Raw genomic sequence first — 25,698 nt, 5'->3', positions numbered from 1 at the left:
GTCGGTGGTCGACTGGCCATCCTATCGCCCGCGGCGGAACGGTCCGTCCGCGAGGCGCGCCGGCAGCGCTCGTCGTACGCGCGAGGGTCTCAGCAGCCGACGCCCGAGCGCGTCCGGACGCCCATGACGTCGATGAGCTCGTCCGTCGCGCGGTGGACCTCGTCGTTGACGATGACGTGGTCGAACTCGGCCTCGGCGGCGAGCTCGACCCGCGCGGTGGCGAGGCGCCGCTCGCGCTCCTCCTCGTCCTCGGTCCCGCGTCCCACGAGGCGCCGGACCAGCTCGTCCCAGCTCGGCGGCGCGAGGAACACGAAGCGCGCCTCCGGCATCGCCTCGCGCACCTGGCGGGCGCCGGCGAGATCGATCTCCAGCAGCGCGGGGGTCCCGGTGGCCAGCCGCTCCATGACGGCGGCGCGCGGGGTGCCGTAGCGGTTCCGGCCGTGCACGACGGCCCACTCGAGGAACTCCCCCTCGGCGACCATCCGGTCGAACGTCACGTCGTCCACGAAGTGGTAGTGCACGCCGTCGATCTCCCCCGGCCGCGGCCGCCGCGTCGTGGCCGAGACCGAGAGCCAGACCTCGGGGTACCGGGCGCGGACGTCGGCGGAGACGGTGCCCTTGCCCACCGCGGTGGGCCCCGCCAGGACGGTCAGGCGCGCGCTCGGGTCCGGCTCCTGCCCGGAGGGGCGGGAGGCGTCACGCGTCCCGTGGTCGTCCCGCACCTCAGCCGAAGCGCTCGATGAGGGCCTGCGCCTGGTGCGGCCCCAGGCCGCGCAGGCGTCGGGTCTCGGAGATGCCGATCTCCGCCATGATCGCGCGGGCCTTGATCTTGCCGACGCCGGGCAGGGACTCCAGCAGGGCGGACACCTTGAGCTTGCCGATGACGTCGTCCGTCCGGCCCTGCTCGATGACCTCGGCCAGGGAGCCCTGGGAGTACTTCAGCCGGTTCTTGACCTCGGCTCGCGCCTGGCGAGCGGCGGCAGCCTTCTCGAGTGCAGCGGCGCGCTGCTCGGGGGTCAGAGGGGGTAGGGCCACGCGGGGTCACCTTCTTCGCGGGAGGGACGGGGGCGGACACTCGAAAGTAGCGAGGAGGTGCCGCTCAGGGCAACGCAGAGCGACGACGAGATCGGACGAGTCTTGCAGGTCAGGGGCGCCGACAGGGCCCCGAGCGCGCCGCGGCGAGGCGTCGCGGGGCGTGCCGGGTGCGCCTCACCGCAGCACGCGCGCGACGTCGTCGGCGGTCCGTCGCGCCGCCGCGAGGAGGTCGGCGGGGGCCGGGCCGGCGCCGAGCACGCCCCGGGAGACCGACGCCAGGACGGCGCGACGGGCGTCGCCGAAGACGTCCTCCAGCTCCGCCGGGCCCGCACCCTGCGCGCCGACGCCCGGTGCCAGGAGCGGGCCGCCGACAGCGGTGAGGTCCACGCCGAGCGTGCGGGCGGCCGCCCCGATCGTCGCGCCGACGACGAGCCCGACCGATCCCAGCGGGGCGCCGGTGCGCGCCGTCTCGGCGGCGTTGAGCAGCGCGGCCGCGGCGGCGACGGCACCCGCGACGGACTCCCCCGGCGCGCCGTCGGCGGCGACGGTCCGCGCGTGCTGGACGGCGGCACCCTCGGGGTTCGAGGTGAGGGCGAGGACGAACAGGCCGCGGCCGGACGCGCTCGCCGCCTCCACCGCCGGCCCCAGCGAGCCGAACCCCAGGTACGGGCTCACCGTGAGCGCGTCACCGGCGAGCGGGGAGCCGTCGCGCAGGTAGGCGTCGGCGTAGCCGTCCATCGTCGAGCCGATGTCGCCGCGCTTGGCGTCGACGACGAGCTCGGTGCCCGTGCCCCGCGTCGCCGCCACGACCTCCTCCAGGACCGCGACGCCGGCCGAGCCGTGCCGCTCGAAGAACGCCGACTGCGGCTTGAGCGCCGCGACCTGACCGGCCAGCGCCTCGACGACCCCGAGCGAGAACCGCCGCAGGCCGTCGACGTCGTCCGTCAGGCCCCACCGCTCCAGGAGGGCCGGGTGCGGGTCGATCCCGACGCACAGCGGTCCGTGGCGGTCCATGGCGCCCGCGAGCCGGGCGCCGAAGGTGGCCGCGGCGCCGTCGTCGGCGGGTCCCGTGCTGTGGCTCACCGGCTCACCGGCTCGCCTTCGTGGCCTCACGGAGCTCGAGCACGTGGTCCTGGAGGCTGCGCACCGAGAACGGCCCCGACAGGAGCGACTCGATCCCCTGCACGGCCGCACCGAGCTGCTGGACGGTCGTGACGATCGGCTTGTCGGCCGAGACGGCCGCGGTGCGGATCTCGTACCCGTCGGCCCGCGCGCCCTGGCCGGAGGGGGTGTTGACGACCATGTCGACCTCGCCGGAGACGATGAGGTCCACGATGGTCGGCTCCCCCTCGGGCCCACGGCCGGCGGAGTGCTTCCGCACCAGGCGCGAGGGGATCCCGTTCCGGCGCAGGACCGCGGCGGTGCCCTCGGTGGCGAGGATCTCGAAGCCGAGCTCGGCCAGCCGCTTCACGGGGAACGTGATGGACCGCTTGTCGCGGTCGGCGACGGAGATGAACACCGTGCCGCTCGTCGGCAGGCCACCGAACGCCGCGGCCTGCGACTTCGCGAACGCGCGGGGGAAGTCGACGTCGAAGCCCATGACCTCGCCCGTCGACCGCATCTCCGGGCCGAGCACCGTGTCCACCATCGAGCCGGAGGCGGTCCGGAAGCGCCGGAACGGCAGCACGGCCTCCTTGACGGCGATCGGGGCGTCCAGGCCGAGGTGGCTGCCGTCGCCGTGCGCCGGCAGGACGCCGTCGGCGCGCAGGTCCGCGATGGTGTGGCCGACCATCACCAGGGCGGCCGCCTTGGCGAGCGGCACCCCGGTGGCCTTGGAGACGAACGGCACCGTGCGGCTCGCGCGCGGGTTCGCCTCCAGGACGTAGAGGACGTCGGAGACGAGCGCGAACTGCACGTTGAGCAGGCCGCGCACCCCGACGCCCTCCGCGATCGCCCGGGTCGACTGCCGGATCCGCTCCAGCTCGGCCTCGGAGACGGTGACGGGCGGGAGGACGCACGCCGAGTCGCCGGAGTGGATGCCGGCCTCCTCGATGTGCTCCATGACGCCGCCGAGGTAGAGCTCCGTGCCGTCGTAGAGCGCGTCGACGTCGAGCTCGATGGCGTCGTCGAGGAAGCGGTCGATGAGCAGCGGCGGGATCTCCCCCGTGCCGCCGTCGGTCGCCACGGCCGCCCCGAGCGCCCGCTCGACGTAACCGGCGAGCTGGCCGTCCGAGTAGACGATCTCCATGCCGCGGCCACCGAGCACGTACGAGGGGCGCACGAGCACGGGGTAGCCGATGCCGCGGGCCACCTCGGTCGCCTCGACGAGCGACCGGGCGGTGCCGAAGGCGGGCGCGGGCAGCCCGGCGTCCGTGAGGACGCGGCCGAAGACGCCGCGGTCCTCCGCCGCGTCGATCGCCGCGGGCGGGGTGCCGAGGATCGGCAGACCCGCCGCCTCGAGGCGCTCGGCGAGGGCGAGCGGCGTCTGCCCGCCGAGCTGCACGATGATGCCCTTCACGGGCCCGACGGCGAGCTCGGCCTGGTAGACCTCAAGGACGTCCTCGAAGGTCAGGGGCTCGAAGTACAGGCGGTCGGACGTGTCGTAGTCGGTCGAGACCGTCTCAGGGTTGCAGTTCACCATGATCGTCTCGTACTCGTCGCGCAGCGCGAGCGCCGCGTGCACGCACGAGTAGTCGAACTCGATACCCTGGCCGATGCGGTTCGGTCCCGAGCCGAGGATGATCACGGCCTCGCGCGTGCGGGGCTCGACCTCGGTCTCCTCGTCGTAGGAGGAGTAGTGGTACGGCGTCTGGGCCGCGAACTCGGCCGCGCAGGTGTCCACGGTCTTGTAGACCGGCCGGACGCCGAGGGCCTGCCGCACCTCGCGGACCGTGCTCTCGGCGATGCCGCGCAGGCTCCCGATCTGCCGGTCGGACAGCCCGTGCCGCTTGGCGTGCCGCAGCAGGTCCGGGGCGAGCTCGCTCGCCCGCGCGACGTCGTCGGCGATGCTGTTGATGAGCACGACCTGGTCCAGGAACCACGGGTCGATGCCCGTGGCGGCGTAGACCTCCTCGACCGTGGTCCCGCCGTCGGCGCCCACGGAGCGCAGCGCCTGCTGCACCTCGATGAGCCGGCCCTCGGTGGGGATCCGGACGGCGGCCAGGAACTCGGCGAGCCGCTCCCCCGTCGGGACCGGACCGTCCCAGTGGAAGGTGGAGCCGGCCTTGTCGATGGAGCGCATCGCCTTGCCCAGCGCCTCGGCGAAGTTGCGGCCCATGGCCATGGCCTCGCCGACGGACTTCATGGTCGTCGTCAGCAGCGGGTCCGCGGAGGGGAACTTCTCGAACGCGAACCGCGGCACCTTGACCACGACGTAGTCCAGCGACGGCTCGAAGGACGCCGGCGTGGACCCGGTGATGTCGTTGGGGATCTCGTCGAGCGTGTAGCCGACGGCGAGGCGCGCGGCGATCTTCGCGATCGGGAAGCCGGTCGCCTTGGACGCCAGCGCCGACGAGCGCGACACGCGGGGGTTCATCTCGATGACGACGACGCGACCGGTCTCCGGGTGCACGGCGAACTGGATGTTGCAGCCGCCGGTGTCGACCCCGACCTCGCGGATGACCGCGATGCCGATGTCGCGCAGCCGCTGGTACTCGCGGTCGGTGAGCGTCAGGGCCGGCGCGACGGTGATCGAGTCGCCGGTGTGCACGCCGACGGCGTCGACGTTCTCGATGGAGCAGACGACGACGACGTTGTCCGCGTTGTCGCGCATGAGCTCGAGCTCGTACTCCTTCCAGCCGAGGATGGACTCCTCCAGGAGCACCTCGGTGGTCGGCGAGTAGTGCAGGCCGGCGCCCGCGATCCGGCGCAGCTCGGCCTCGTCGTACGCGATGCCCGACCCGAGCCCGCCCATCGTGAAGGAGGGCCGGACGACGACGGGGTACCCGAGGTCCTCGACGGCGGCGAGCACCTCGTCCATGGAGTGCGTGATGTGGCTCCGGGCGCTCTCCGCGCCCGCGCGCTCCACGACGTGCTTGAACGCCTGGCGGTCCTCAGCCAGGTGGATGGAGGCCGTGTTGACGCCGATCATCTCGACGCCGTACCTCTCCAGCACCCCGGCCTCGTCGAGCGCGATGGCGGTGTTGAGGGCGGTCTGCCCGCCGAGGGTGGGGAGGATCGCGTCGGGGCGCTCCTTGGCGATGATCGCCTCGACCACCTCGGGGGTGATGGGCTCGATGTAGGTGGCGTCCGCGAACTCCGGGTCCGTCATGATCGTCGCCGGGTTGGAGTTGACGAGGATGACGCGCAGCCCCTCGTCCCGCAGCACGCGGCAGGCCTGCGTCCCGGAGTAGTCGAACTCGGCCGCCTGCCCGATGACGATGGGGCCGGAGCCGATGACGAGGACGCTGGTGATGTCAGTGCGACGGGGCATCGGTGGGCTCCTTCGTGGCGTCGCCGGTGCCCGCGGTGCCGGTGGCACCGACGGCGCGGTCGGGGACGGACCCGGTGGTCATGAGGTCGACGAAGCGGTCGAAGAGGTAGTCCGCGTCGTGCGGGCCGGCCGCCGCCTCCGGGTGGTACTGCACCGAGAAGGCGGGCAGGTCCAGGCACTCCAGCCCCTCGACCACCTGGTCGTTGAGGGCGACGTGCGAGACGGCGACGCGGCCGTAGCGGCCGTCGTCGTGCGGGGCGGTGGACTCCGCGTCGGTCGGTGCGTCCACGGCGAAGCCGTGGTTGTGCGCGGTGATCTCGACCTTGCCGGTGCGGCGGTCCAGGACCGGCTGGTTCACGCCCCGGTGGCCGTACTGGAGCTTGTAGGTGCCGTAGCCGAGGGCACGGCCGAGCAGCTGGTTGCCGTAGCAGATGCCGAAGAAGGGGATGCGGCGGTCGAGCACGTCCCGCAGCAGCTCGACCTCGTGCACCGCCGCACCGGGGTCGCCCGGGCCGTTGGAGAAGAACACGCCGTCGGGGGCGAGGGCCAGCACGTCCTCGGTGGTCGCGGTGGCAGGCAGGACGTGCGTGCGCACGCCGCGCTCGGCGAGCCGCTGCGGCGTCATCGACTTGATGCCGAGGTCGATCGCGACGACCGTGGCCACGGCCTCGGTCCCGCTGGCCGGGCCGCGCATCGGCTCCACCGTGTACGGCTCCGCGACGGTCACCTCGCGGGCCAGGTCCGCGCCCGTCATGACCGGGGCCGCGGTGACCTCGTCCAGGAGGTCCTGCTCGACCTTGCGCCGCCCGCTGCCGTCCAGGAGCGCCTCGCCCGAGAAGATGCCCGCCCGCATGACGCCGCGCTCGCGCAGGTGCCGCGTGAGGGCCCGGGTGTCCAGGTCGCTGATCCCGACGACGCCCTCCGCCGCCAGCGCGTCGTCGAGGGTGCGCGTCGAGCGCCAGTTCGACGGGCGGATGGCGGGGTCGCGCACGACGAACCCGGCGACCCAGATGCGCGTCGACTCCGGGTCCTCCTCGTTGACGCCGGTGTTGCCGATGTGCGGCGCCGTCATGACGACGATCTGCCGGTGGTACGAGGGGTCGGTGAGCGTCTCCTGGTAGCCGGTCATCCCGGTGTTGAAGACGATCTCGCCCACGGTGCTGCCGCGGGCGCCGAACGCGCGGCCGGTGAAGGTCCGTCCGTCCTCGAGCACGAGGACGGCGGCCCGCGTCCCGGTGCGCGCGGCGGTCTGCACGGCGGTCTGCTCGCTCATCGGGGCTCCTCGCTCGTGGGTGTGGTGGAGTCGTCGCGATCGGCGACGAGACGCTCGACCGCGTCGACCAGCAGGTCCGCGTCGGCGCGGTGCCGCAGACGCAGCCCGGTGTCGAGGACGAGGTCCGCGTCGACGTCGCGCAGCGTCCAGCGCAGGACGACGAGCCCCTCGCCGCCGGGGTACTTGCCGGCCTGACCCGGCGAGCGGTGCACGTCGACGAGGTCCGCCACCGGCAGGAAGAGGTCCCGCTCGCCGGTCCGCAGCACGATGACGCCGGCGTCGTGCACCTGCACGCGGGCCGGGGACCGGCGCCCGAGCGTGTGCCCGGGCACGCGGTCGAGCCAGTCCTGCGCCGTCGTCGTCGAGACGTACGTGGCCTCGAGCGCCTCGGTGCGCGCGGCACCGAGGACGGCGGCGTCGGGCACCTCGGGCGGCGGCGGCACGGACGCGCTCGAGGACCGCTCCTTCGCGCGCAGGGACCGGACCATCGACACGGCGACGATCGCGAAGAGGAGCAGGAGGACGCCGACGGCGAGCCAGGTCCGGTCGGTCACCGCGCACCTGCCCCGGGTGCGTCGGCGGGCTCGACCGGCGCGCCGTCCAGGACCGTCGCGCGCCCCCGCAGGAACGTGGCGACGACGCGCCCGCTCAGCTCGCGTCCGCCGTACGGGGTGTTCGTGCTCGCGCTGAGCAGCCGGCGCGGCTCGACCGTCCACCGCGCCGCCGGGTCGACGAGCGTGAGGTTGGCGGGCTCGCCGACGGCGACCGGGCGACCCTGCGCCGTCGGCCCGCTGTCCACCCGGCCGATGCGCGCCGGCGCGGAGGACAGGACGCGGGCGACGTCCGCCCAGGTCATGCGGCCGGTCTCGACCATGGTGCTGACGACGATCGGCAGGGCCGTCTCGAGGCCGGTCATGCCGAACGCCGCCGCGGCCCACTCGCAGTCCTTGTCCTCGCGGGTGTGCGGCGCGTGGTCCGTGGCGACGATGTCGATCGTCCCGTCGGCGAGGGCGCCGCGGAGCGCCTCGACGTCCTCCGCGGTCCGCAGCGGCGGGTTGACCTTGTACAGCGGGTCGTACGTCCGCGCGAGGTCGTCCGTCAGCAGCAGGTGGTGCGGCGTGACCTCGGCGGTGACCGCGATGCCGCGGGCCTTGGCCCAGCGCACGATCTCGACCGACCCGGCGGTGGAGAGGTGGCACACGTGCAGGCGCGAGCCGACGTGCTCGGCAAGCAGCACGTCGCGGGCGATGATCGCCTCCTCCGCGACGGCCGGCCATCCAGCCAGCCCGACCTCCGCGGAGACGACGCCCTCGTGCATCTGTGCGCCGACGGTGAGCCGCGGCTCCTGCGCGTGCTGGGCGATGACGCCGTCGAACGCCTTGACGTACTCCAGGGCGCGGCGCATGAGCACCGGGTCGTGGACGCAGTGGCCGTCGTCCGAGAAGACCCGCACGCGCGCCGCGGAGTGGGCCATGGCGCCCAGCTCCGCGAGCTGCGTGCCCGCGAGCCCGACGCTCACGGCGCCGACCGGGAAGACGTCGACCCAGCCGGCGTCGCGGCCCAGGCGCCACACCTGCTCGACGACGCCCGCCGTGTCCGCGACCGGGGAGGTGTTGGCCATGGCGTGCACGGCGGTGAAACCGCCGGCCGCGGCCGCCCGGGTGCCCGTGCGGACGGTCTCGGCGTCCTCGCGGCCCGGCTCGCGCAGGTGGGTGTGCAGGTCGACGAGCCCGGGCAGGAGGACCAGCCCGTCCGCGTCGACGGTCTCCGTGTCGGTGTCAGCACCGGCACCGGCGTCCGTGCCGAGCGCGGCGATGCGTCCGTCGGCCAGGAGGACGTCGGTCGCGTCACCGCCCAGCGGGGACGCCCCTCGCAGCAGGTACGTGGTCATGACCAGGCCTCCCTCTCCCCCGCCAGCAGCAAATACAGCACCGCCATCCGGACCGCCACGCCGTTCGCGACCTGCTCGACGATCACGGCGCGGTCGGAGTCCGCCGCGTCCGCGGAGATCTCCAGGCCGCGGTTCATCGGGCCGGGGTGCATGACGATCGCGTGGTCCGGCAGCATCCGCAGGCGCCGCGCGTCGAGCCCGAACGTCCGCGTGTACTCCAGCGGGCTCGGGAAGAAGCTCGTGGCGCCCGTCGTCCCCCCGCCGCCGGCGCCCATCCTCTCCCGCTGCACCCGCAGCATCATGATCGCGTCCGGCTGCTGGTCCGCGATGACGCCGTCGAGGTCGTAGGAGACGGCGCACGGCCACGCCTCTACGCCGACCGGCACGAGGGTCGGCGGGGCGACGAGCGTGACGCGCGCCCCGAGCGTGTGGAGCAGCAGGACGTTGGAGCGGGCGACGCGCGAGTGCAGGACGTCCCCGACGATCGCGACGTGCTTGCCCGCGAGGTCGAGGCCGACCCCGTCGGGGTTGTCGGCGTCACCGGCCAGGTGCCGGCGCAGCGTGAACGCGTCGAGCAGCGCCTGCGTGGGGTGCTGGTGCGTCCCGTCCCCCGCGTTGACCACGGCGGCGTCCACCCAGCCGGCGTGCGCCAGGCGGTGCGGCGCGCCCGAGGCGTGGTGGCGGATGACGACGGCGTCCGCGCCCATGGCCTGCAGCGTCAGCGCCGTGTCCTTGAGCGACTCGCCCTTGGACACGCTCGAGCCCTTGGCCGAGAAGTTGATGACGTCCGCGGACAGGCGCTTGGCCGCCGCCTCGAAGGAGATCCGGGTCCGCGTGGAGTCCTCGAAGAACAGGTTGACGACCGTGCGCCCGCGCAGCGTCGGCAGCTTCTTGATCTCCCGCGACTGCGTCGCGGACATCTGCGCGGCGGTGTCGAGGACGGCGATCGCGGTCTCGTGGTCGAGGTCCGCCGCGCTGAGCAGGTGCCGCAGGCCGGTCATCGGGTGCCTCCCGCGATGACGACGGAGTCGACGCCGTCGGTCTCCGCCAGCAGGACCCGAACGGTCTCCACCAGCGACGTGGGGAGGTTCTTGCCGACGTAGTCGGCGCGGATCGGGAGCTCCCGGTGGCCCCGGTCGACGAGGACGGCGAGCTGGACCGCGCGGGGCCGGCCGAGGTCGTTGAGCGCGTCGAGCGCGGCGCGGACGGTCCGACCGGAGAACAGCACGTCGTCGACGAGGACGACGACCTGCCCGTCCACCGACCGCCCGGCCGGCAGCTCGGTGCGGCCGATCGTCCGCGTCGGGTGCCGGTGCAGGTCGTCGCGGTACATCGTCACGTCGATGGAGCCGGCGAGCTGGTCCGGGTCGACGCCCGGCTCCACCTCGGCGATGCGCTCCGCGAGGCGCCGCGCCAGCGGCAGCCCGCGCGTCGGGATGCCCAGCAGCAGGAGGTCCTCTGCGCCCTTGGTGCGCTCGAGGATCTCGTGGGCGATGCGGGTGAGGGACCGGTGCACCTCCGCCGGCCCGAGCACCTCGGTGCCGACGGCGTCGTCGGGCGGTGCGGCATCGGGCGGCGTGGGCTCGCTCGACGCGAGGGGCGGGACGGGGGGCTCCGTGGGAGCGCCGGGCACGGCAGGGCCAGAGGACATCTGGCGACCTCCTTCCCCGCCTCACAGGACGGGCCTTAAAGGATGTCTGACGCCGCGAGGCTACTGCACCGCGACTACTGGCCGCCGTCGGGTCTCATCCCCGGCGGCCCGGCCGGCGGACGGCCGCCCGCCTCGCGGGAGGACCGCCGGTACTGCGCGGGCGTCTGCCCCGTCAGCCGCCCGAACGTGCGCGTGAGCACGGCCTGGTCGTAGAAGCCCGTCGCCGTCGCGATGGCCGCGATGGGCTCGTCCGTCGTCGTCAGCAGCGCCGCAGCGCGGTCGATGCGCGCGCGCAGCACGTACCGGCGCGGGGAGAGCGAGAACACCTTGCGCATCCGGCGGTCCAGGGCCGGTGCGGAGCACCCGGCCGCGGCGGCCATCTCCGCCACGGTCACCGGCTCGCCGAGCCGCTCGTGCACGAGCGCCACGACCCGCGACAGCGAGCTGAGCGCCACGTCCGCCGGGTCGGACGTGCGCAGGTCCTCGGAGACGCTGACGAGCCCGACGACGACGTCGCCCGAGCGGACCGGCTCCTTGGAGGTGAGGTACCACCCGGGCGAGCCGCCCGGCCGCAGGATGAGCTCGAGCTCGTCGCGCAGCGGCTCGCCGGTCGTCATGACGCGCTCGTCCTGCGCCGCGTAGTGCGCGGCGAGGTGGCCGACGAACAGGTCCTCCGCGCGGCGGCCGACGACGGCGCGGCGGGAGGTCTCGTTGGTGCGGTCCACGAACGCCTGGTTGACGGCGACGTACCGGCCGGTCGTGTCCTTGGCGCAGAACATGGTCCCGGTGAGCCCGTCCATGAGCCGGACCAGCTCCGGCGTCAGGGCGGCGAGCAGCCGCTCCCCCTCCGGCCAGCGGACCGGCGTCACGGTGGGCGCCGGGGACGGCGCGGGCGCCGCGGACCGCACAGGCTCGGCGTCGGCACGGTGCGCGAGCGGGTCGCGCCCGGGTGCGTCGTCGTCGGAGGGCCTCATCGCGCGGCGAGCCTACCGGCGCGCCACGGCCCGATTTGACCCGGCCGGTCGCGTGGCAGGTCGACTGCGTACAAGACGGCGCGACCCGCCGGGGCGAGGATGCACGGATGACCGCCACCGTGACCGACCTCACCGACGCCGCCGTCCGCCTCGCGCACGAGTGGCTGGACGCGACCGCCGCCGGGGAGACCGCGGACGAGCGGCGCACGACCGGTCGGCTGGCGTCGCTCGTCGGTGACCCCGCCGGGCTCGAGCTCGCCCTGCGGTTCGTGGACCGGGTCGCGCGGCCGGAGGACGACCGGACGGCGGCGGCCGAGCTGGCGGCGCTCGCGCCCTACACCCGGGCGGCCGGCGGCTTCCTCGGTCCGGTCGACCGGGCGCTGCTCGGCCTCGGCACGCTCGTGGCGCCCGTGCTGCCCGGCGTCGTCGTCCCGGCGGCCCGGCTGCGGCTGCGACAGCTCGTCGGCCACCTCGTCGCGGACGCCGGGCCCGGGCTCGGCGCGCACATCGCCCGCGTCACCGGCGAGGGCTTCCGCCTCAACCTCAACCTCCTCGGTGAGGCGGTCCTCGGCGAGCAGGAGGCCGCCGGGCGTCTGAAGCGGGTGACCGCGCTCGTCGAGCGGCCCGACGTCGACTACGTCTCGGTGAAGGTCTCCTCGGTCGCGAGCCAGCTGTCGACGTGGGACACCACGGGGTCGCGCGACCGGGTCGTCGAGCGGCTGCGACCGCTGTACCTCACCGCGAAGCGGCACGGGACGTTCCTCAACCTCGACATGGAGGAGTACCGCGACCTCCAGCTCACCGTCGCGGTCTTCGAGCAGCTGCTCGCCGACCCCGAGCTCGCGGACCAGGAGATGGGGATCGTCCTGCAGGCCTACCTGCCCGACGCCCACGACGCCCTGGAGGAGCTCACCGACCTCGCCCGCCGGCGCGTCGAGGCCGGCGGCGCCCGCATCAAGGTGCGGCTGGTCAAGGGCGCGAACCTGGCGATGGAGCAGGTCGAGGCGGAGCTGCACGACTGGCCGCAGGCACCGTACGCCGGCAAGCCCGACGTCGACGCCTCGTACGTCCGCCTGCTCGACCGTGCGCTCGACCCGTCGCGCACCCGGTCGGTGCGGATCGGTGTGGCCAGCCACAACGTCTTCCACCTCGCTCTGGCGCACCTCCTGGCCGGCGAGCGCGGCGTGACCGCCGACGTGGACGTCGAGATGCTGCAGGGCATGGCCCCGGCGCAGGCCCGCGCGGTGCGGGACACGGTCGCCATCGGTGGCGGGCAGGTGCTGCTCTACACGCCGGTCGTGGCGCGCGAGGACTTCGACGTCGCGATCTCCTACCTCGTCCGTCGCCTCGAGGAGAACGCCGCGGAGCAGAACTTCCTGCACGCGATGTTCGCCGCCGCGCCGGGCTCGCCGCACGGGATCGGGGCGCAGGAGCGGGCCTTCGTCGCCTCGGTGCGGGACGCCGCGACGGTGGGCACGCAGCGCCGTCGGACGCCGCGTCCGCCGGTGGACCTCGACGCCCCGGCGCCCGAGGGCTTCGAGAACGCCGCGGACACCGACCCGGCGGTGCTCGAGTCGCGCGCGTGGGCGCGGGAGGTGCTGACCCGGCGGGTCGAGGTGCCGGAGCCGATCGCGATCCGGTCGACCGCCGACGTCGACGCGGTGATCGCCCGCGCTGCGGCGGTACGCGAGCGCTGGGCCGCCGTCGCGCCGGCCGAGCGCGCAGCCCTGCTGCGCCGCGCGGCCGTGCACCTCGAGGCCGCCCGCGGCGACCTCGTCGCGACGGCCGTCCAGGAGGCCGGCAAGACGGTCCCCGAGGTCGACCCGGAGGTCAGCGAGGCGGTCGACTTCGCCCGCTACTACGCCGAGCGCGCGGCGGAGCTCGCCGACGGCACGGTGCGCCACGCGCAGTTCCGGCCCGACGGCGTGACGGTCGTGACGCCGCCGTGGAACTTCCCCGTGGCGATCCCCATCGGCTCCGTCCTCGCGGCCCTGGCGGCCGGGTCTCCCGTCGTCATCAAGCCCGCTCCCCCGACGCCCCGGTGCGCCGGTGTCGCGGTCGCGGCCGTGCACCGCGCGATGGACGACCTGGGCGTGCCGCGGGACGTGCTGCAGATCGTGGACTCCCCCGAAGGCGAGATCGGGCGGCACCTCGTCACGCACCCCGACGTCGCCCGCGTGCTGCTCACCGGCTCCATCGAGACCGCGCGGCTGTTCGGGCGTTGGCGGCCCGACCTGGACGTGCTGGCCGAGACGTCCGGCAAGAACGCGCTCGTCGTCACCGCCTCGGCCGACGTCGACCTGGCCGTCGCCGACGCCGTGCGGTCCGCGTTCGGCCACGCCGGGCAGAAGTGCTCCGCCGCGTCGCTGCTGATCCTCGTCGGCGGCGCGGGCCGCTCCCGGCGCCTGCACCGCCAGCTCGCCGACGCCGTCCGGTCCCTCCGGGTCGGGCTGCCGACGGACCTGTCGACCGGCGTCGGCCCGCTCACCGAGCCCGCCTCGGGCAAGCTGCTCGACGCGCTGACGTCGCTCGACGAGGGCGAGCGCTGGCTCGTCCGACCCCAACGCCTCGACGACGAGGGCCGGCTGTGGCGCCCCGGCGTCAAGCACGGCGTGCGAGCCGGCTCGCCGTTCCACCTCACGGAGTACTTCGGGCCGGTGCTCGGCGTCATGCGCGTCGAGACGCTGGACGAGGCGATCGACCTGCAGAACGCCGTGCCGTTCGGCCTCACGGGCGGGATCCACTCCCTCGACGAGCGGGAGATCGCGCACTGGCTCGAGCGGGTCGAGGTCGGCAACGCGTACGTCAACCGGCACATCACCGGGGCGATCGTGCAGCGCCAGCCGTTCGGCGGCTGGAAGGCCTCCTCGGTCGGACCGGGCGCGAAGGCGGGCGGCCCCAACTACGTCGCGCAGCTCGGCCGGTGGCAGGACGCCCCGGGCGTCCCCGCTGACGACGACGCGTGGCTCGCCGCGGCCCGCGCCGACGACGAGCGCGTGTGGGCGAGCGACCTCGGCGTCGAGCACGACGCGAGCGGGCTGCGCGCCGAGGCCAACGTCTTCCGGTACCGCCCGGTCGACCACCTCACGGTCCGCGTCGGCGACGGCGCACTGGGGCGGCACGTCACCCGCGTGCTGGCGGCGGCGGAGGTCGCGGGGGTCGCCGTCACGGTGAGCACGCGCGCCGAGGAGGACGACGCCGCGTTCGCGACGCGGGTCCGCTCCGGTGAGGTCTCCGGCCGGGTGCGAGTCGTCGGCACCGCTCCCGGGCTGCGCGAGGCGGCGGCCGAACGGGTCGGCGACGTCGTCGTGCTCGACGCCCCGGTGGTGCTCAGCGGTCGGCGCGAGCTGCTCACGGTGGTGCGCGAGCAGGCGGTGAGCCGCACGATGCACCGGTTCGGCCACGTGAGCCAGGACGTCGGGGAGCGGCGGCCGACGGCGGTCTGAGGCGCTGCGGCACCGTCCGGCGGCCCCACCGCACGGACGGTCGGCGTGTCGGGGGCCGAGCGTCCCAGGCCTGCGTCCGATTTGCCCGGATACTCCTCGTTGTGATCGTTCTCATGCCGGCGGAAGGAAGCGGTGTCGTGCTGTCCGGCGTCGAGCTCGCCATCGCCCTCGGCACCGTGGGACTCGCGGTGCTGCTTCCCGTCCTGGCCGTCGTGGCGTTGCTGCAGGAACGTCGCCGGCACCTGCGCACGCCGGTCGCCGGCACCCTCGCCGCGCCGCCGTCGTCGTCCTGGGACGCGCTCACCGGGCTGCCTGGCCGCGCGCCGCTCGAGGAGCGGCTCGTCGAGGCGCACGCCCGGGCGCGCGCGACGATGGGCCGGCTCGCCGTCGTCGTGTGCGACGTGCAGCGCGTGCACGAGGTGAACCGCCGGCACGGCCGGGCGGGCGGCGATCAGTTGCTGCGGTTCGCCGCCGACCACCTCGTGGCCGTCGCCGGACCGGACGCCTACGTCGCCCGCACGGGGGGCGACCAGTTCACGCTCCTGCTCGAGGAGCCCGTGACGGACGCGGACCTCATCCTGCTCGCCCGCGAGCTCGGGGCGCCCGCGGTCGGCCCGCACGGCGAGGAGGTGCTCTTCTGGGTCGGGGCGTCCGTGTGGACGCCGGGCCAGGGCACGGACGCCGGGCAGGTGCTCGCGGACGCGGAGCTGGCGCTGGGGCAGGCGCGCCGCACGCGGCGCCCCGGCGAGGCGGCGACACCTGCCTTCTACGACGCGCCGCTGCGGGACGACGTCGTCCGCCGGGAGCGGCTGCGCCGGGACCTCGTCGACGCGGTGGCCCACGGCGACATCGTGGCGGTCTTCCAGCCGGTGACGGACACGACGACGCTGGACGTCGTCGGCCTCGAGGCGCTCGCGCGGTGGCACCGGTTCGGCCGGCTGCTCGAGCCGGCGGAGTGGTGGGACCTCGCCGACGAGGAAGGCCTCGTCGCGACCATCGGCTTCGGGGTGCTGCGCGCCGCCCGGGCCGTGACCGAGCGGTCCGGCCTGCCGGTCGCGGTCAACGTCGCGCCGTCGCAGGTGGAGCACCCGGGCTTCGTCGCCGCCGTCGAGGAGGCGTGGGGTCCGGGCCTGTGGGACCGGCTCACGCTGGAGATCACCGAGTCGGACGCGCTGGAGGACCTCGACGTGGCCGAGCGGGCGCTGAGCCGCCTCGTCGCCCTCGGGGTGCGGGTCGCGATCGACGACTTCGGCACCGGCTACAACTCGCTGGCGCGGCTCGGGACGCTGCCGCTGCACGTGCTCAAGGTGGACCGGAGCTTCGTCCAGCGGGTCGTGACGACCGAGGGCGCCGCTGTCGTGCAGGCCATCGTGTCGCTGGCGCGCGCGCACCGGCTCGACGTCGTCGCCGAGGGCGTCGAGGAGCCGGAGCAGCTCGCCGCCCTGTCGGCGATGGGTGTCCCGACCGTGCAGGGCTTCCTGCTGGGTCGCCCGTCGCGGACGATCCCGCGGCGCGCGCACGCCGCGCCGTCGATGGGCGGCGGGCCGGTCCCCCGGCTCAGTCCAGCAGCGTCGGCTTGAGCTGGACGACGCGGCCGAGCAGACCGTTGACGAACGACGGCGAGTCGTCCGTCGAGAGGGACCGGGCGAGCTCCACGGCCTCGTCGACGGCGACGGCGTCCGGGACGTCGTCGTTCCAGAGGATCTCGAAGACGCCGACGCGCAGGACGGCCCGGTCCACCGCTGGCATGCGTGCGATCGTCCAGCCCTGCGAGTAGGTCGTGAGGATCTCGTCGATCTGCTCGGCGTGCGCCATGACGCCCTCGACGAGGTCGACCGAGTACTGCGGCAGGGCGGCCTCCGTGCCCGGCTGCGCGATGCGGTCGCGCAGGACGTCGAGCGGCGCGGTCCCCCGCTGGTCGGCCTCGAAGAGGACGTCGACGGCGCGCTTGCGCGCCTTGGTGCGTGCGGCCACGCGTCAGTCGTTCACGCGGCCGAGGTACGACCCGTCACGCGTGTCCACCTTGACCTTGGTGCCGGCCTCGAGGAACAGCGGGACCTGGATCTCGGCGCCGGTCTCGAGCGTCGCGGGCTTGGTACCGCCGGTGGAGCGGTCGCCCTGCAGGCCCGGCTCGGTGTAGGTGATCTCCAGCACCACGGACGCGGGCAGCTCGACGTACAGGGGCGTGCCCTCGTGCGTGGCGACGATCGCGGTCTGGTTCTCGAGCATGTAGCTCGCGGCGTCGCCGACGACGGTCTCGCCCACGTGCAGCTGGTCGTACGTCGCGGTGTCCATGAAGACGAAGTCGTTGCCGTCCTTGTACAGGTACTGCATGTCGCGCTTGTCGACGTTCGCCGTCTCGACCTTGGTGCCTGCGTTGAAGGTCTTGTCGACCGTCTTGCCCGAGAGCACGTTCTTCAGCTTCGTGCGGACGAAGGCGCCGCCCTTGCCGGGCTTGACGTGCTGGAACTCGACGACCGCCCAGAGCTGGCCGTCGAGGTTCAGCACGGTGCCGTTCTTGAGGTCGTTGGTCGTGGCCACAGGAGTCCTTCGGGTCGGCGTCCGGGGAGCCACGCGGGGCCGCGGGGTGCGGCGCGGGACCGTGCGGACGGCCCGGGCGCGTGGAGCGGCGGCCAGTCTAGCGGGCCGGAGGTGATCGCTCCGACGACGGCGGTGCGGCCCGACGGGTGCGACTCAGACGACGAGCGCCCGCGCCGCGGCCCCGAGTGCGGCTGCCCACGCCAGCGACGCGAGCGTGCCGATGACGAACCGCTCCGACAGGCCGGGGTGCTCCCGCAGCTCGGGGTACCGGCCGAGCCCCTTGACGGCGATGACGAACGCGACACCCTCGGGGTAGCCGAGGGCCAGCGTGCCGGTGACGGCGAGGCGTTCGAGGATCCCGATCCACGTGCCACCGCGCAGGACGGCGCGTTCCGGGTCGGGCGTCGTCGTGGCGCTGCCCGCGGGCTGGGTTGCGGCGTCGGCGGGCGAGGAGGCGGCGGCCGACGTCGCCGGTGACTCCTTGCTCGCGGGCACCGCCGGAGCGGTCGTCGGCTCGCCGTCGTCCTCGGGCTGGGCGGGCGACGGGTCCGTGCCCGCGTCCCGCGAACGCGCCGCCCAGCGCAGGACGGCCGCGGTGAGCGGCCACCCACCGATCGCGCTGACGAGCAGCGCGCCCAGTCCGATGAGGACGGCGATCGCCTCGGTCATCCCTCGTCCCCCTGGTGGTCGCGACGGTCAGCCCGGCGCAGCAGACGCGCTGCCGCCGGCCGCGCCGCCTGCTCCTCGGCCCACAGCGCCGCCCGCAGGCGCTGGCTGACTGCCTGCTGGGTGATCCCCAGGCTCTCAGCCACACGCTCCTGCGTGGTGGAGGCGCGGGTCAGCGCGTCGACGACCTCCCAGCCGCTGTCCGTCCGCCGTTCCGTCACGACCCCGAGGAGGGTCAGCACGGCCTCGGCGTCGGACGCCTCGAGCGCACCGGCGCCGTCGACGGCGAGCGGGACCGGGCGACCCCGGGTCTTGGCCCGCTCCACGGCCTGGCGGGCCAGCACGAACGCGGTCCCCGACCCGGCGCGCGACGACGCGGGCAGCGGCTCGTCCACGGGGCCCGCACCGATGCCGACGGACCACCCGCCCCAGCGCAGCAGCCGGAGGGCGACGTCGACGGCGTCGTCGGCGTCGTCGAGGACGCACTGCACCTCGTCGCCCACGGTGCGTTCGAAGCGGCGCACCACGCCCGCGCGGCCGTCCTGCCACGAACCGAGTCGCGCGAGGAGGTCGTCGACGCGGTCGCCCACGCGGCGGCTTCCCTGCTGGTCGACGGTGATCACGAGCACGGGAACAAGCCTAGGGCATGGTTCCCTGTGGTACAAGGGTGGGGGTTTGTGTCCTGTCAGCCTGGGAGACGGGCGGCGACCGCCTGAAGAGCGAGCCGGTAGGACTCGAGACCGAACCCGGCCACCGTCCCGGTCGCCACCGGTCCGATGACGCTGACGTGCCGGAAGTCCTCGCGCGCGAGGGGGTTGGAGAGGTGGACCTCGACGAGCAGGAGCCCCGCCGTCGTGATCTGCGCTGCGGCGTCGCGGAGCGCGTAGGAGTAGTGCGTGAAGGCGGCGGGGTTGAGGACGACGTGGGCGCCGCTGTCCACCGCCTCGTGGACCCAGCCGATGATCTCGGCCTCGTCGTCGGTCTGGCGCACGACGACGTCGAGGCCCAGCTCGGAGCCCCACGCCGTCGCGGCGGACTCGAGGTCGGCGAGCGTCGCCGAGCCGTAGACCTCGGGCTCGCGCACGCCGAGGCGGCCGAGGTTGGGTCCGTTGAGGACGAGGACGCGCGTCATGGCCGCAAGGCTAGGGCAGCCGCTGTCACAGGGACACGGGCGTCCGGGTGGTCGGCAGGTCGCGGCTGACCTCGGCGTACGCGGCGGCCAGCAGTGCCGGGTCCGGGCCCTCGAGACGGGTCGGGCGGCCGACGTCCTCGAGGATGACGAAGCGCAGCAGGTCCCCGCGGCTCTTCTTGTCCCGGCGCATCGCGGTGAGCAGCTTCTCCCACCGGTCGCCGCGGTACGTCACGGGCAGCCCGAGCGCGGTGAGGATCGCGCGGTGGCGGTCGACGACGTCGTCGTCGAGGCGTCCGGCGAGGCGCGCGAGCTCCGCGACGAAGACCATGCCGACGGCGACGGCGGCGCCGTGGCGCCACTGGTACCGCTCGGTGAGCTCGATGGCGTGGCCGAAGGTGTGGCCGTAGTTGAGGATCTCGCGCAGGCCCGCCTCCTTGAGGTCCTCCCCCACGACGCGCGCCTTGACGGCGATGGACCGCTCGACGAGCTCGCGCAGCGTGCGCCGGGCGTCGTCATCCATCTGATCGGCGGTCAGGCCTGCGGGGTCGGCCTCGATGAGCTCGAGGATGCGCGGGTCGGCGATGAACCCCGTCTTGACGACCTCGGCGAGCCCGGCGGTGCGGTCGTGCCGCGGCAGGGTCTCGAGGGCGGTGAGGTCGCACAGGACGCCGGCCGGCGGGTGGAACGCGCCGACGAGGTTCTTGCCCTCGGCGGTGTTGATCCCGGTCTTGCCGCCGACGGCCGCATCGACCATGGCCAGGAGCGTCGTGGGGACGTGGATCACCTTGATGCCCCGCAGCCAGGTCGCCGCGACGAACCCGGCGAGGTCGGTCGTGGCGCCGCCGCCCAGCCCGACGATCGCGTCGGAGCGCGTGAACTCGGCCTGGCCGAGGACCTGCCAGCAGAACGCCGCGACCTGGGCGGTCTTGGACTCCTCGGCCTCCGGGACCTCCGCGAGGTAGGCCTCGTACCCCTGGGCGAGGAGGTCCTCCCGGACCGCCTCCGCCGACGTCGCGAGGGCGCCGGGGTGGATGACGAGGACGCGCCGCACGCCCGTGCCGAGCAGGCGGGGCAGCTCCCCGAGCAGATGATGGCCGACGACGACGTCGTAGGGCTGGTCACCCTTGACCGTGATCGTCGTGGGGGCATCGGAGCGCGGTGCCTCGCTCATGCCTGGGCCCCGCCGTGCTCGACCCCGCTGATCGTCGTCGCCTCGTCGGCTGACGCAGCCGTGTCGCTCAGCGCCTCGGCGATGCGGTCCGCGACCTGCCCGGGCCGGAGCCCATCGGTCGAGATGTTGAGAGTGGCGAGCCGCTCGTAGACGGGGCGGCGGGCGTTCATGAGCCCCTGCCACTGCGCGCGCGGGTTGCCGAGCAGGAGCGGACGGGAGGTGTTGAAGCCGACCCGGGGCGCCGCGTGCGTGAGGCTGACGTCGAGGAAGACGACGCTGCCGCCTGCCCCCGTGTGCGCCTCGAGCAGGCGCTGCGTCCCCTCATCGAGGACGGCTCCCCCGCCGAGCGACAGGACGCCGTCGTGCTCGGCCAGTGCCCGGGCGACGGCCTCGCGCTCGAGCTCGCGGAAGCGCGGCTCGCCGTCCTCGACGAAGACGTCGGAGATCGTCTTGCCGGCGACCGTCTCGACGTCGGCGTCGGTGTCCCGGAAGGTGACGCCGAGCCGGTCGGCGAGGAGGCGCGCGACGGTGCTCTTGCCCGATCCGGGTGGGCCGATGAGGACGGCGGCCGGGCGGGAGGCCGGCGGCCTCGTCTCGCTCATCGCTGCAGCTCGGGGATCGCGTCGAGGTACGCCTGGAGGTTGCGGGCGACCTCGGCGACGCTGTCGCCGCCGGTCTTCTCCAGCAGCGCGTCGGCGAGGACGAGGGCGACCATCGCCTCGGCCACGACCGCGGCCGGCGGGACGGCGCACACGTCGGACCGCTGGTGCTGGGCAGCGGTGGGCTCGCCGCTGGCGGTGTCGATCGTGGCGAGCGCGCGCGGGACGGTGGAGATCGGCTTCATGGCGGCGCGGACCCGGAGGACCTCGCCGTTGCTCATGCCGCCCTCGACACCGCCCGCGCGGTTGCTGCGCCGGCGGATGCGGCCGGTCACGGGGTCGCGCTCGATCTCGTCGTGCGCCTGCGACCCGCGGCGGGTGGCCGTGCGGAACCCGTCGCCGACCTCGGTGGCCTTGATGGCCTGGATGCCCATGAGTGCGGCGGACAGTCGCGCGTCGAGGCGCCGGTCCCAATGGGTGTAGCTACCGAGACCGCTCGGCACGTCGTAGGCGAGCACCTCGACGACGCCGCCGAGCGTGTCGCCGTCCTTGTGGCACTGGTCGATCTCGGCGACCATCGCGGCCGACGTCGGGCCGTGGAAGCAGCGGACGGGATCGGCGTCGAGGGCGGCGGCGTCGTCCGGGGTCGGCAGCTCGGCGTCGTCGGGCACGCCGACCGAGCCGATGGCGACGACGTGCGAGACGAGACGGATGCCGGCGGCCTGCTCGAGGAAGTGCGCGGCGACGGTGCCGAGCGCGACGCGGGTCGCCGTCTCGCGGGCGGACGCGCGCTCGAGCACGGGGCGGGCGTCGTCGAAGCCGTACTTGCGCATGCCGACGAGGTCCGCGTGTCCCGGCCGGGGGCGGGTGAGGGGGCGGTTGCGTGCGACCTCGCGGACGTCACCGGTGCCCGCGTCGACCTGGAGGCGCTCGGCAGGGATCGGGTCGGCGGACATGACGTCGACCCACTTCGGCCACTCGGTGTTGGCGACCTCGATCGCGACCGGGCCGCCCTGGGTGACGCCGTGGCGCAGGCCGCCGAGGATGCGGACGGCGTCCTTCTCGAACTTCATCCGGGCGCCGCGGCCGTAGCCGAGACGGCGGCGCGCGAGGCGGTCCTGGACATCCTCGGTCGTGACGCGGACCCCCGCCGGGAGCCCCTCGAGGATGCCGACGAGCGCCTCGCCGTGGGACTCGCCTGCGGTCAGCCAGCGCAACATGGTCGCGATCCTCCCATGACGTGCTGACACGACACCGTCGTCGTCCGGGCGTCGGACGTGGTGCTGGGTCTCCCGTCACGGCGTACCGGGGAGTAGCGTCCCGCGCATCCTGTAATGACGCAGGTCTCCTTCGAGAGAGGACGCCCCCATGCGCTTCACCCGCGCAGCGGTGGCACTGACGGCCGCACTCGGCCTGGCAGCAGTCTCCGCCTCCCCCGCCGCCGCCATCCGGTACGGCGAGCCCGACAACGAGGAGCACCCGTACGTCGGGATCATGGTCGCCGACGACGCGGACGGGACCCCGATGTGGCGATGCAGCGGCACGCTGATCTCGCCGACGATCTTCCTGACCGCCGGCCACTGCACGTTCGATGCCGCGAACGTCACGATCTGGTTCGACGAGGACGTCAACGACCGTGAGGCGTCGGGCTACCCGCTCGGCGGCGAGACGTCGGTCGAGGGGACGCCGTACACCCACCCCGCCTACGACGACGCGGCGTTCTACCTCAACGACCTCGGGGTCGTCGTCCTGGACGAGCCGGTGTACATGGACTCGTACGGGGTGATCCCCGAGGAGGGCTACTTCGACGACTTCTTCGTCAAGCGGGGCCAGAACAAGCAGCTCTTCACGGCGGTGGGCTACGGACTGCAGCGCTCGATGCCCGCCGGGGCCGGGCTGACCGAGCGCTCCTTGGAGCGGCGCCAGGCGACACTGAAGATCATCAACCAGGACGCAGCGTTCGGTGAGAAGAAGGCCGGCAACTCGGTGCTCTTCACGAACAACGCGGCCACCGGCGGCACGTGCAGCGGCGACTCGGGTGGCCCGATCTTCGTCGAGGGCTCGAACGTCGTCGCGGCCGTGACGTCGTACGGCCTCAACGCCATCTGTGCCGGCACGGGCGGCGGATACCGCGTCGACACCGCTGATGACCTGGCGTGGCTTGCCACGTTCGGGATCTTCCCCGGCGAGAACTGGGAGACCCCCGAGGGCTGAGCCTCTCGGCTGAAGAACGACGGTGGGCCCCGACCGCTCCGGTCGGGGCCCACCGTCGTTCACGTCTCAGTCGAGCGGCGCGTACGGGTTCCGCGTGGTGCTCGGCAGGGGCGCGGGCGCAGGCTGCTCGCCCTCGACCGGTGCCTGGACGGGCGCCAGCTCGGGGAGCACGTACGTGTACCCGGTCACCGTGAGCTCGACGTCGCCCTCCGCGATCGCCGGCTTCGACGGCGTCGCCTCAGCCTCCTGCTGACTGGTGCCGTCCACCTGGGTCACCAGGAAGAGACGCTCGGTGCCCGTCTGGAGTGCGGCGAGGAACGCGTTCGTCGCGTCGTAGGTCCCGAGCACCTTGAAGGTGAAGGGAACGGCGACGAGCCCCTCGGGCGCGACCGGGCCGGCGGGTGCCGCCGGCTCGTTCGAGCCGAGGCCGGCGTCGGCGATCGTGCCGGTCTCCGACTCCGTGCTGACCTCACCCTCCGCACCCTCCACGGGTGCGGGCGGCGCCTCGACGACCGGCACGGGGACGGTGAAGACGGTGGCGGCGCCCGGTGAGACCTCCAGGAGCGCGACGTCGTTCGCGGTTGCGAGATCCGCGACCGTCCGGGCGTAGGCCGGGAGGGCGGCGGTGCCGGGGATCTGCTGCTGCAGCGTCGCCACCTCCGCCTTGTACGCCTCGAGGTTCGCGAAGTCGGCCTTGAGCTGGGCGTTCTGCGTCTGGAGCAGGTCGTTCTGGAAGCGGGAGTTCTCGACCTCGAGCATCGTCTCCGCCGCCGCCTCGAAGCGAGGAGCCGCGAGGAGGAACCAGGTGCCGGCGAGGATCGCCAGGACGAGGACGACGGTGCCGACGACCCAGCCGACGGTGCGTGATCCGGTCATCAGCCCTCTCCCTCGGTGGCGGCGAAGCGGTTCGCGCGGGCGTCCTCGGTGATCTGGATCGTCCCGGTGACGGTGTAGTACGCGAGCTCTTCGTCCTCGGTGATGGTCGCCGAGCTGAACCATGCGTTCGTGAGCCCTGTGACGCTGCCGAGCGCCTCGACCCACTGGGCCGTGTCGGGGACAGTGAGGGAGTTCGCCGTGAAGGTGATGGTCCCCACGGCGGCCTCGTCGAGCGGCGTCAAGGGTGCCGGCGGCACCTCCATGGGCGACGCCGCGAGGATGCTGACCGTCTCGATGCTGACGCTGTCGGGCGCGGAGGCGGCGATCGCGGAGATGTAGTCACGCCACAGCACCTCGGTGGACATGCCGAGCTCCCGCGCCGTACGGATGCTGTCGAGCTGCGACAGGACGACGGGCACCTCGGCGTACTGCCTCTGCTCCTCCAGGAGCGCTTCGGTACGGAGCTGCTCGGCGGCGAGCTCCTCGTCCACCGCCTGCTGGGTCATGACGCTGAGCGCCACGATCCCTGCAGCGATGATCAGGGCCAGCACGACGACGACGGCGAGCCAACGCTTGACCCGGGTGAGCGTCCTGGCGGCGTAGACCTCCGGCGGGAGCAGATTGACCTGCGGCAGGGTCGACACCAGGCCACCCGAGCGCGAACGGTTCTTCTTGCCCCCGCTCGGGGCGGCGGGCCGTTCCAGGGTGGCGGTCATGCTGCGACTCCGTAGGCCAGGCCGAGAGGCATCGCGGGGAAGGTGGCGTGGCGGCTCGGGTCGATGCCGAGACCCTTGCCGACGCGCAGGATGCTCAGCGGGTCCGCCATCGAGACCGCGAGGCGGCTGGCGCTGGCCAGGTACTGGCCGAGACCCGGCAGCTGTGACCCGCCGCCGGTGAGCACGACCATGTCGATGCCGGCGCCGGGGTGGTTGCTGGCGTAGTAGACGAACGTGTTGCGGACGGCCTCGACGAGAGGACGCACGACGTTGCTGATGGCCTCGGCGGCCGCGGTCCGCTCTGGGGGCACCGCGAAGCCGATGCCGACCTCGCGCTTGATAGCCTCGGCGTCCGGCGCCGAGCACCCGAGGGCGCCGGCGACGGCGTCGGTGACGTTGCCGCCGCCTGAGGGGAGGACGCGCACGAAGCGCGGCGTGCCCTCGGCCGCGATGATGACCTGCGTGATCCGGGCCCCGATGTCGACCACGGCGACGGTCCGACCCGCCATCTCGCCGTGGACCACGGCGCGCATGAGCGCGAAGGGGCTCAGGTCGACCAGCTGCGGACGCAGCCCCGCTGACTCGACGGCCATGACGTTGGCACGCACCGTGTCCTTGGTCGCCGCGACGAGCATCCCCTGGACCATCCGACCTGCGGCGGTCGTCACCTCACCGGTCGGGTAGAAGTCCAGCAGCGCCTCGTCGGTCGACATGGGCAGCATCTCCTGCACCTGGAACGGCAGGGATGCCTTGAGCTGGGGCAGGGGCATCCACGGCAGCTCCATCTCGCGGACGACGACCCGCTGGTTCCCGATGCCGATGTTGACCTGTCGGGTGCTGAACTTCGCTCCCGCCCACAGCTGCTTGAGGGCCGCGGTCACGGTCGGTTGGTCGGCGACCTCGCCGTCCCGCACGGCGCCCGGTGGCAGCGCCACCTCGCCGTACCGCACGAGCGTGCCGCCCTGGCGACCCCTGCCGCCCACGACCTCGGCCGCACGGACACTGGTCGTGCCGATGTCGAGCCCGATGACTCCTGACTTGGCCACTGGCCGTCCTCCTCCCGGCGCCGCAAGGCACCCAT

Annotated in this window: 24 protein-coding genes; 3 read left to right on the top strand and 21 right to left on the bottom strand. The window is 73.9% G+C overall.

Annotated elements, in window-relative coordinates:
* Positions 1–89 precede the first annotated feature (89 nt).
* The 10 genes from gmk to LG379_RS10580 form a co-directional block, all read right to left on the bottom strand.
* Complete coding sequence (gmk, locus tag LG379_RS10625) at positions 90–653, bottom strand: guanylate kinase (protein ID WP_225754942.1); 564 nt, start codon at positions 651–653, stop codon at positions 90–92.
* Positions 654–723: 70 nt separating this feature from the next.
* Positions 724–1,035, bottom strand: coding sequence for an integration host factor, actinobacterial type (gene mihF / locus LG379_RS10620; RefSeq protein ID WP_034228230.1), 312 nt, complete (start codon positions 1,033–1,035; stop codon positions 724–726).
* Between the two features lie 174 nt (positions 1,036–1,209).
* Complete coding sequence (gene pyrF / locus LG379_RS10615) at positions 1,210–2,118, bottom strand: orotidine-5'-phosphate decarboxylase (protein ID WP_225754507.1); 909 nt, start codon at positions 2,116–2,118, stop codon at positions 1,210–1,212.
* 4 nt (positions 2,119–2,122) lie between these two features.
* The gene (gene carB, locus LG379_RS10610; RefSeq protein WP_225754506.1) at positions 2,123–5,467 is read right to left on the bottom strand and encodes a carbamoyl-phosphate synthase large subunit; all 3,345 of its coding nucleotides are present in this window, start codon (positions 5,465–5,467) and stop codon (positions 2,123–2,125) included.
* The gene (carA, locus tag LG379_RS10605) at positions 5,451–6,740 is read right to left on the bottom strand and encodes a glutamine-hydrolyzing carbamoyl-phosphate synthase small subunit (RefSeq protein WP_225754505.1); all 1,290 of its coding nucleotides are present in this window, start codon (positions 6,738–6,740) and stop codon (positions 5,451–5,453) included. The genes carB and carA overlap by 17 nt, the downstream gene beginning before the upstream one ends.
* Positions 6,737–7,294 carry a hypothetical protein gene (locus tag LG379_RS10600; RefSeq protein ID WP_225754504.1) on the bottom strand — a complete coding sequence of 186 codons (558 nt, stop codon included), beginning with the start codon at positions 7,292–7,294 and terminating at the stop codon, positions 6,737–6,739. Before LG379_RS10600 ends, carA begins: the two co-directional genes overlap by 4 nt.
* Positions 7,291–8,631 carry a dihydroorotase gene (locus LG379_RS10595; RefSeq protein WP_225754503.1) on the bottom strand — a complete coding sequence of 447 codons (1,341 nt, stop codon included), beginning with the start codon at positions 8,629–8,631 and terminating at the stop codon, positions 7,291–7,293. The genes LG379_RS10600 and LG379_RS10595 overlap by 4 nt, the downstream gene beginning before the upstream one ends.
* Complete coding sequence (locus LG379_RS10590) at positions 8,628–9,623, bottom strand: aspartate carbamoyltransferase catalytic subunit (protein WP_225754941.1); 996 nt, start codon at positions 9,621–9,623, stop codon at positions 8,628–8,630. The genes LG379_RS10595 and LG379_RS10590 overlap by 4 nt, the downstream gene beginning before the upstream one ends.
* Positions 9,624–9,628: 5 nt before the next feature.
* Positions 9,629–10,282 (bottom strand): bifunctional pyr operon transcriptional regulator/uracil phosphoribosyltransferase PyrR, encoded by a 654-nt coding sequence (pyrR, locus tag LG379_RS10585; RefSeq protein ID WP_225754502.1) that lies wholly within the window; start codon positions 10,280–10,282, stop codon positions 9,629–9,631.
* 74 nt (positions 10,283–10,356) lie between these two features.
* On the bottom strand, positions 10,357–11,256 hold the full coding sequence (locus LG379_RS10580; protein WP_225754501.1) for a helix-turn-helix domain-containing protein: 900 nt from the start codon (positions 11,254–11,256) through the stop codon (positions 10,357–10,359).
* A 107-nt stretch (positions 11,257–11,363) separates the two neighbouring features.
* Between LG379_RS10580 and LG379_RS10575 the strand changes: the two genes are divergently transcribed.
* Together LG379_RS10575 and LG379_RS10570 are read left to right on the top strand one after the other, a co-directional pair.
* Positions 11,364–14,702 (top strand): bifunctional proline dehydrogenase/L-glutamate gamma-semialdehyde dehydrogenase, encoded by a 3,339-nt coding sequence (locus LG379_RS10575; protein WP_225754500.1) that lies wholly within the window; start codon positions 11,364–11,366, stop codon positions 14,700–14,702.
* A gap of 101 nt (positions 14,703–14,803) precedes the next feature.
* Complete coding sequence (locus LG379_RS10570; RefSeq protein WP_225754499.1) at positions 14,804–16,282, top strand: bifunctional diguanylate cyclase/phosphodiesterase; 1,479 nt, start codon at positions 14,804–14,806, stop codon at positions 16,280–16,282.
* Here the strand turns inward: LG379_RS10570 and nusB are convergent.
* From nusB to aroC, 8 genes are all read right to left on the bottom strand, one after another.
* The gene (nusB, locus tag LG379_RS10565; RefSeq protein WP_225754498.1) at positions 16,260–16,676 is read right to left on the bottom strand and encodes a transcription antitermination factor NusB; all 417 of its coding nucleotides are present in this window, start codon (positions 16,674–16,676) and stop codon (positions 16,260–16,262) included. The genes LG379_RS10570 and nusB overlap by 23 nt on opposite strands.
* Before the next feature lie 3 nt (positions 16,677–16,679).
* Positions 16,680–17,243: an elongation factor P gene (gene efp, locus LG379_RS10560; RefSeq protein ID WP_225754497.1), complete on the bottom strand. Its 564-nt coding sequence runs from the start codon at positions 17,241–17,243 to the stop codon at positions 16,680–16,682.
* A gap of 153 nt (positions 17,244–17,396) precedes the next feature.
* Complete coding sequence (locus LG379_RS10555; RefSeq protein ID WP_225754496.1) at positions 17,397–17,912, bottom strand: hypothetical protein; 516 nt, start codon at positions 17,910–17,912, stop codon at positions 17,397–17,399.
* Entirely contained in the window at positions 17,909–18,538 is a 630-nt protein-coding gene (locus LG379_RS10550) for a hypothetical protein (protein WP_225754495.1), read from the bottom strand. Before LG379_RS10550 ends, LG379_RS10555 begins: the two co-directional genes overlap by 4 nt.
* A gap of 56 nt (positions 18,539–18,594) precedes the next feature.
* Entirely contained in the window at positions 18,595–19,041 is a 447-nt protein-coding gene (locus LG379_RS10545; protein ID WP_225754494.1) for a type II 3-dehydroquinate dehydratase, read from the bottom strand.
* Positions 19,042–19,066: 25 nt separating this feature from the next.
* The gene (aroB, locus tag LG379_RS10540; RefSeq protein WP_225754493.1) at positions 19,067–20,212 is read right to left on the bottom strand and encodes a 3-dehydroquinate synthase; all 1,146 of its coding nucleotides are present in this window, start codon (positions 20,210–20,212) and stop codon (positions 19,067–19,069) included.
* The gene (locus LG379_RS10535; RefSeq protein WP_225754492.1) at positions 20,209–20,814 is read right to left on the bottom strand and encodes a shikimate kinase; all 606 of its coding nucleotides are present in this window, start codon (positions 20,812–20,814) and stop codon (positions 20,209–20,211) included. Before LG379_RS10535 ends, aroB begins: the two co-directional genes overlap by 4 nt.
* Complete coding sequence (gene aroC, locus LG379_RS10530; protein ID WP_225754491.1) at positions 20,811–22,031, bottom strand: chorismate synthase; 1,221 nt, start codon at positions 22,029–22,031, stop codon at positions 20,811–20,813. The genes LG379_RS10535 and aroC overlap by 4 nt, the downstream gene beginning before the upstream one ends.
* 148 nt (positions 22,032–22,179) lie before the next feature.
* Between aroC and LG379_RS10525 the strand changes: the two genes are divergently transcribed.
* Complete coding sequence (locus LG379_RS10525) at positions 22,180–23,025, top strand: trypsin-like serine protease (protein WP_225754490.1); 846 nt, start codon at positions 22,180–22,182, stop codon at positions 23,023–23,025.
* A gap of 66 nt (positions 23,026–23,091) precedes the next feature.
* Here the strand turns inward: LG379_RS10525 and LG379_RS10520 are convergent, their stop codons facing one another.
* Genes LG379_RS10520 through pilM form a run of 3 tightly spaced genes read right to left on the bottom strand, consistent with a single transcriptional unit; the run spans position 23,092 to position 25,663 of the window.
* Positions 23,092–23,901, bottom strand: a complete 810-nt coding sequence (locus LG379_RS10520) for a hypothetical protein (protein ID WP_225754489.1) — start codon at positions 23,899–23,901, stop codon at positions 23,092–23,094.
* Positions 23,901–24,617 carry a fimbrial assembly protein gene (locus LG379_RS10515; RefSeq protein ID WP_225754488.1) on the bottom strand — a complete coding sequence of 239 codons (717 nt, stop codon included), beginning with the start codon at positions 24,615–24,617 and terminating at the stop codon, positions 23,901–23,903. The genes LG379_RS10520 and LG379_RS10515 overlap by 1 nt, the downstream gene beginning before the upstream one ends.
* Positions 24,614–25,663: a type IV pilus assembly protein PilM gene (gene pilM / locus LG379_RS10510; RefSeq protein ID WP_225754487.1), complete on the bottom strand. Its 1,050-nt coding sequence runs from the start codon at positions 25,661–25,663 to the stop codon at positions 24,614–24,616. The genes LG379_RS10515 and pilM overlap by 4 nt, the downstream gene beginning before the upstream one ends.
* Positions 25,664–25,698: the final 35 nt, after the last annotated feature.

Origin of the sequence: Actinotalea sp. Marseille-Q4924 (assembly GCF_916618755.1) — a bacterium.
Taxonomy (GTDB): domain Bacteria; phylum Actinomycetota; class Actinomycetes; order Actinomycetales; family Cellulomonadaceae; genus Actinotalea.
This window is presented reverse-complemented; position numbering and strand designations above follow the sequence as displayed.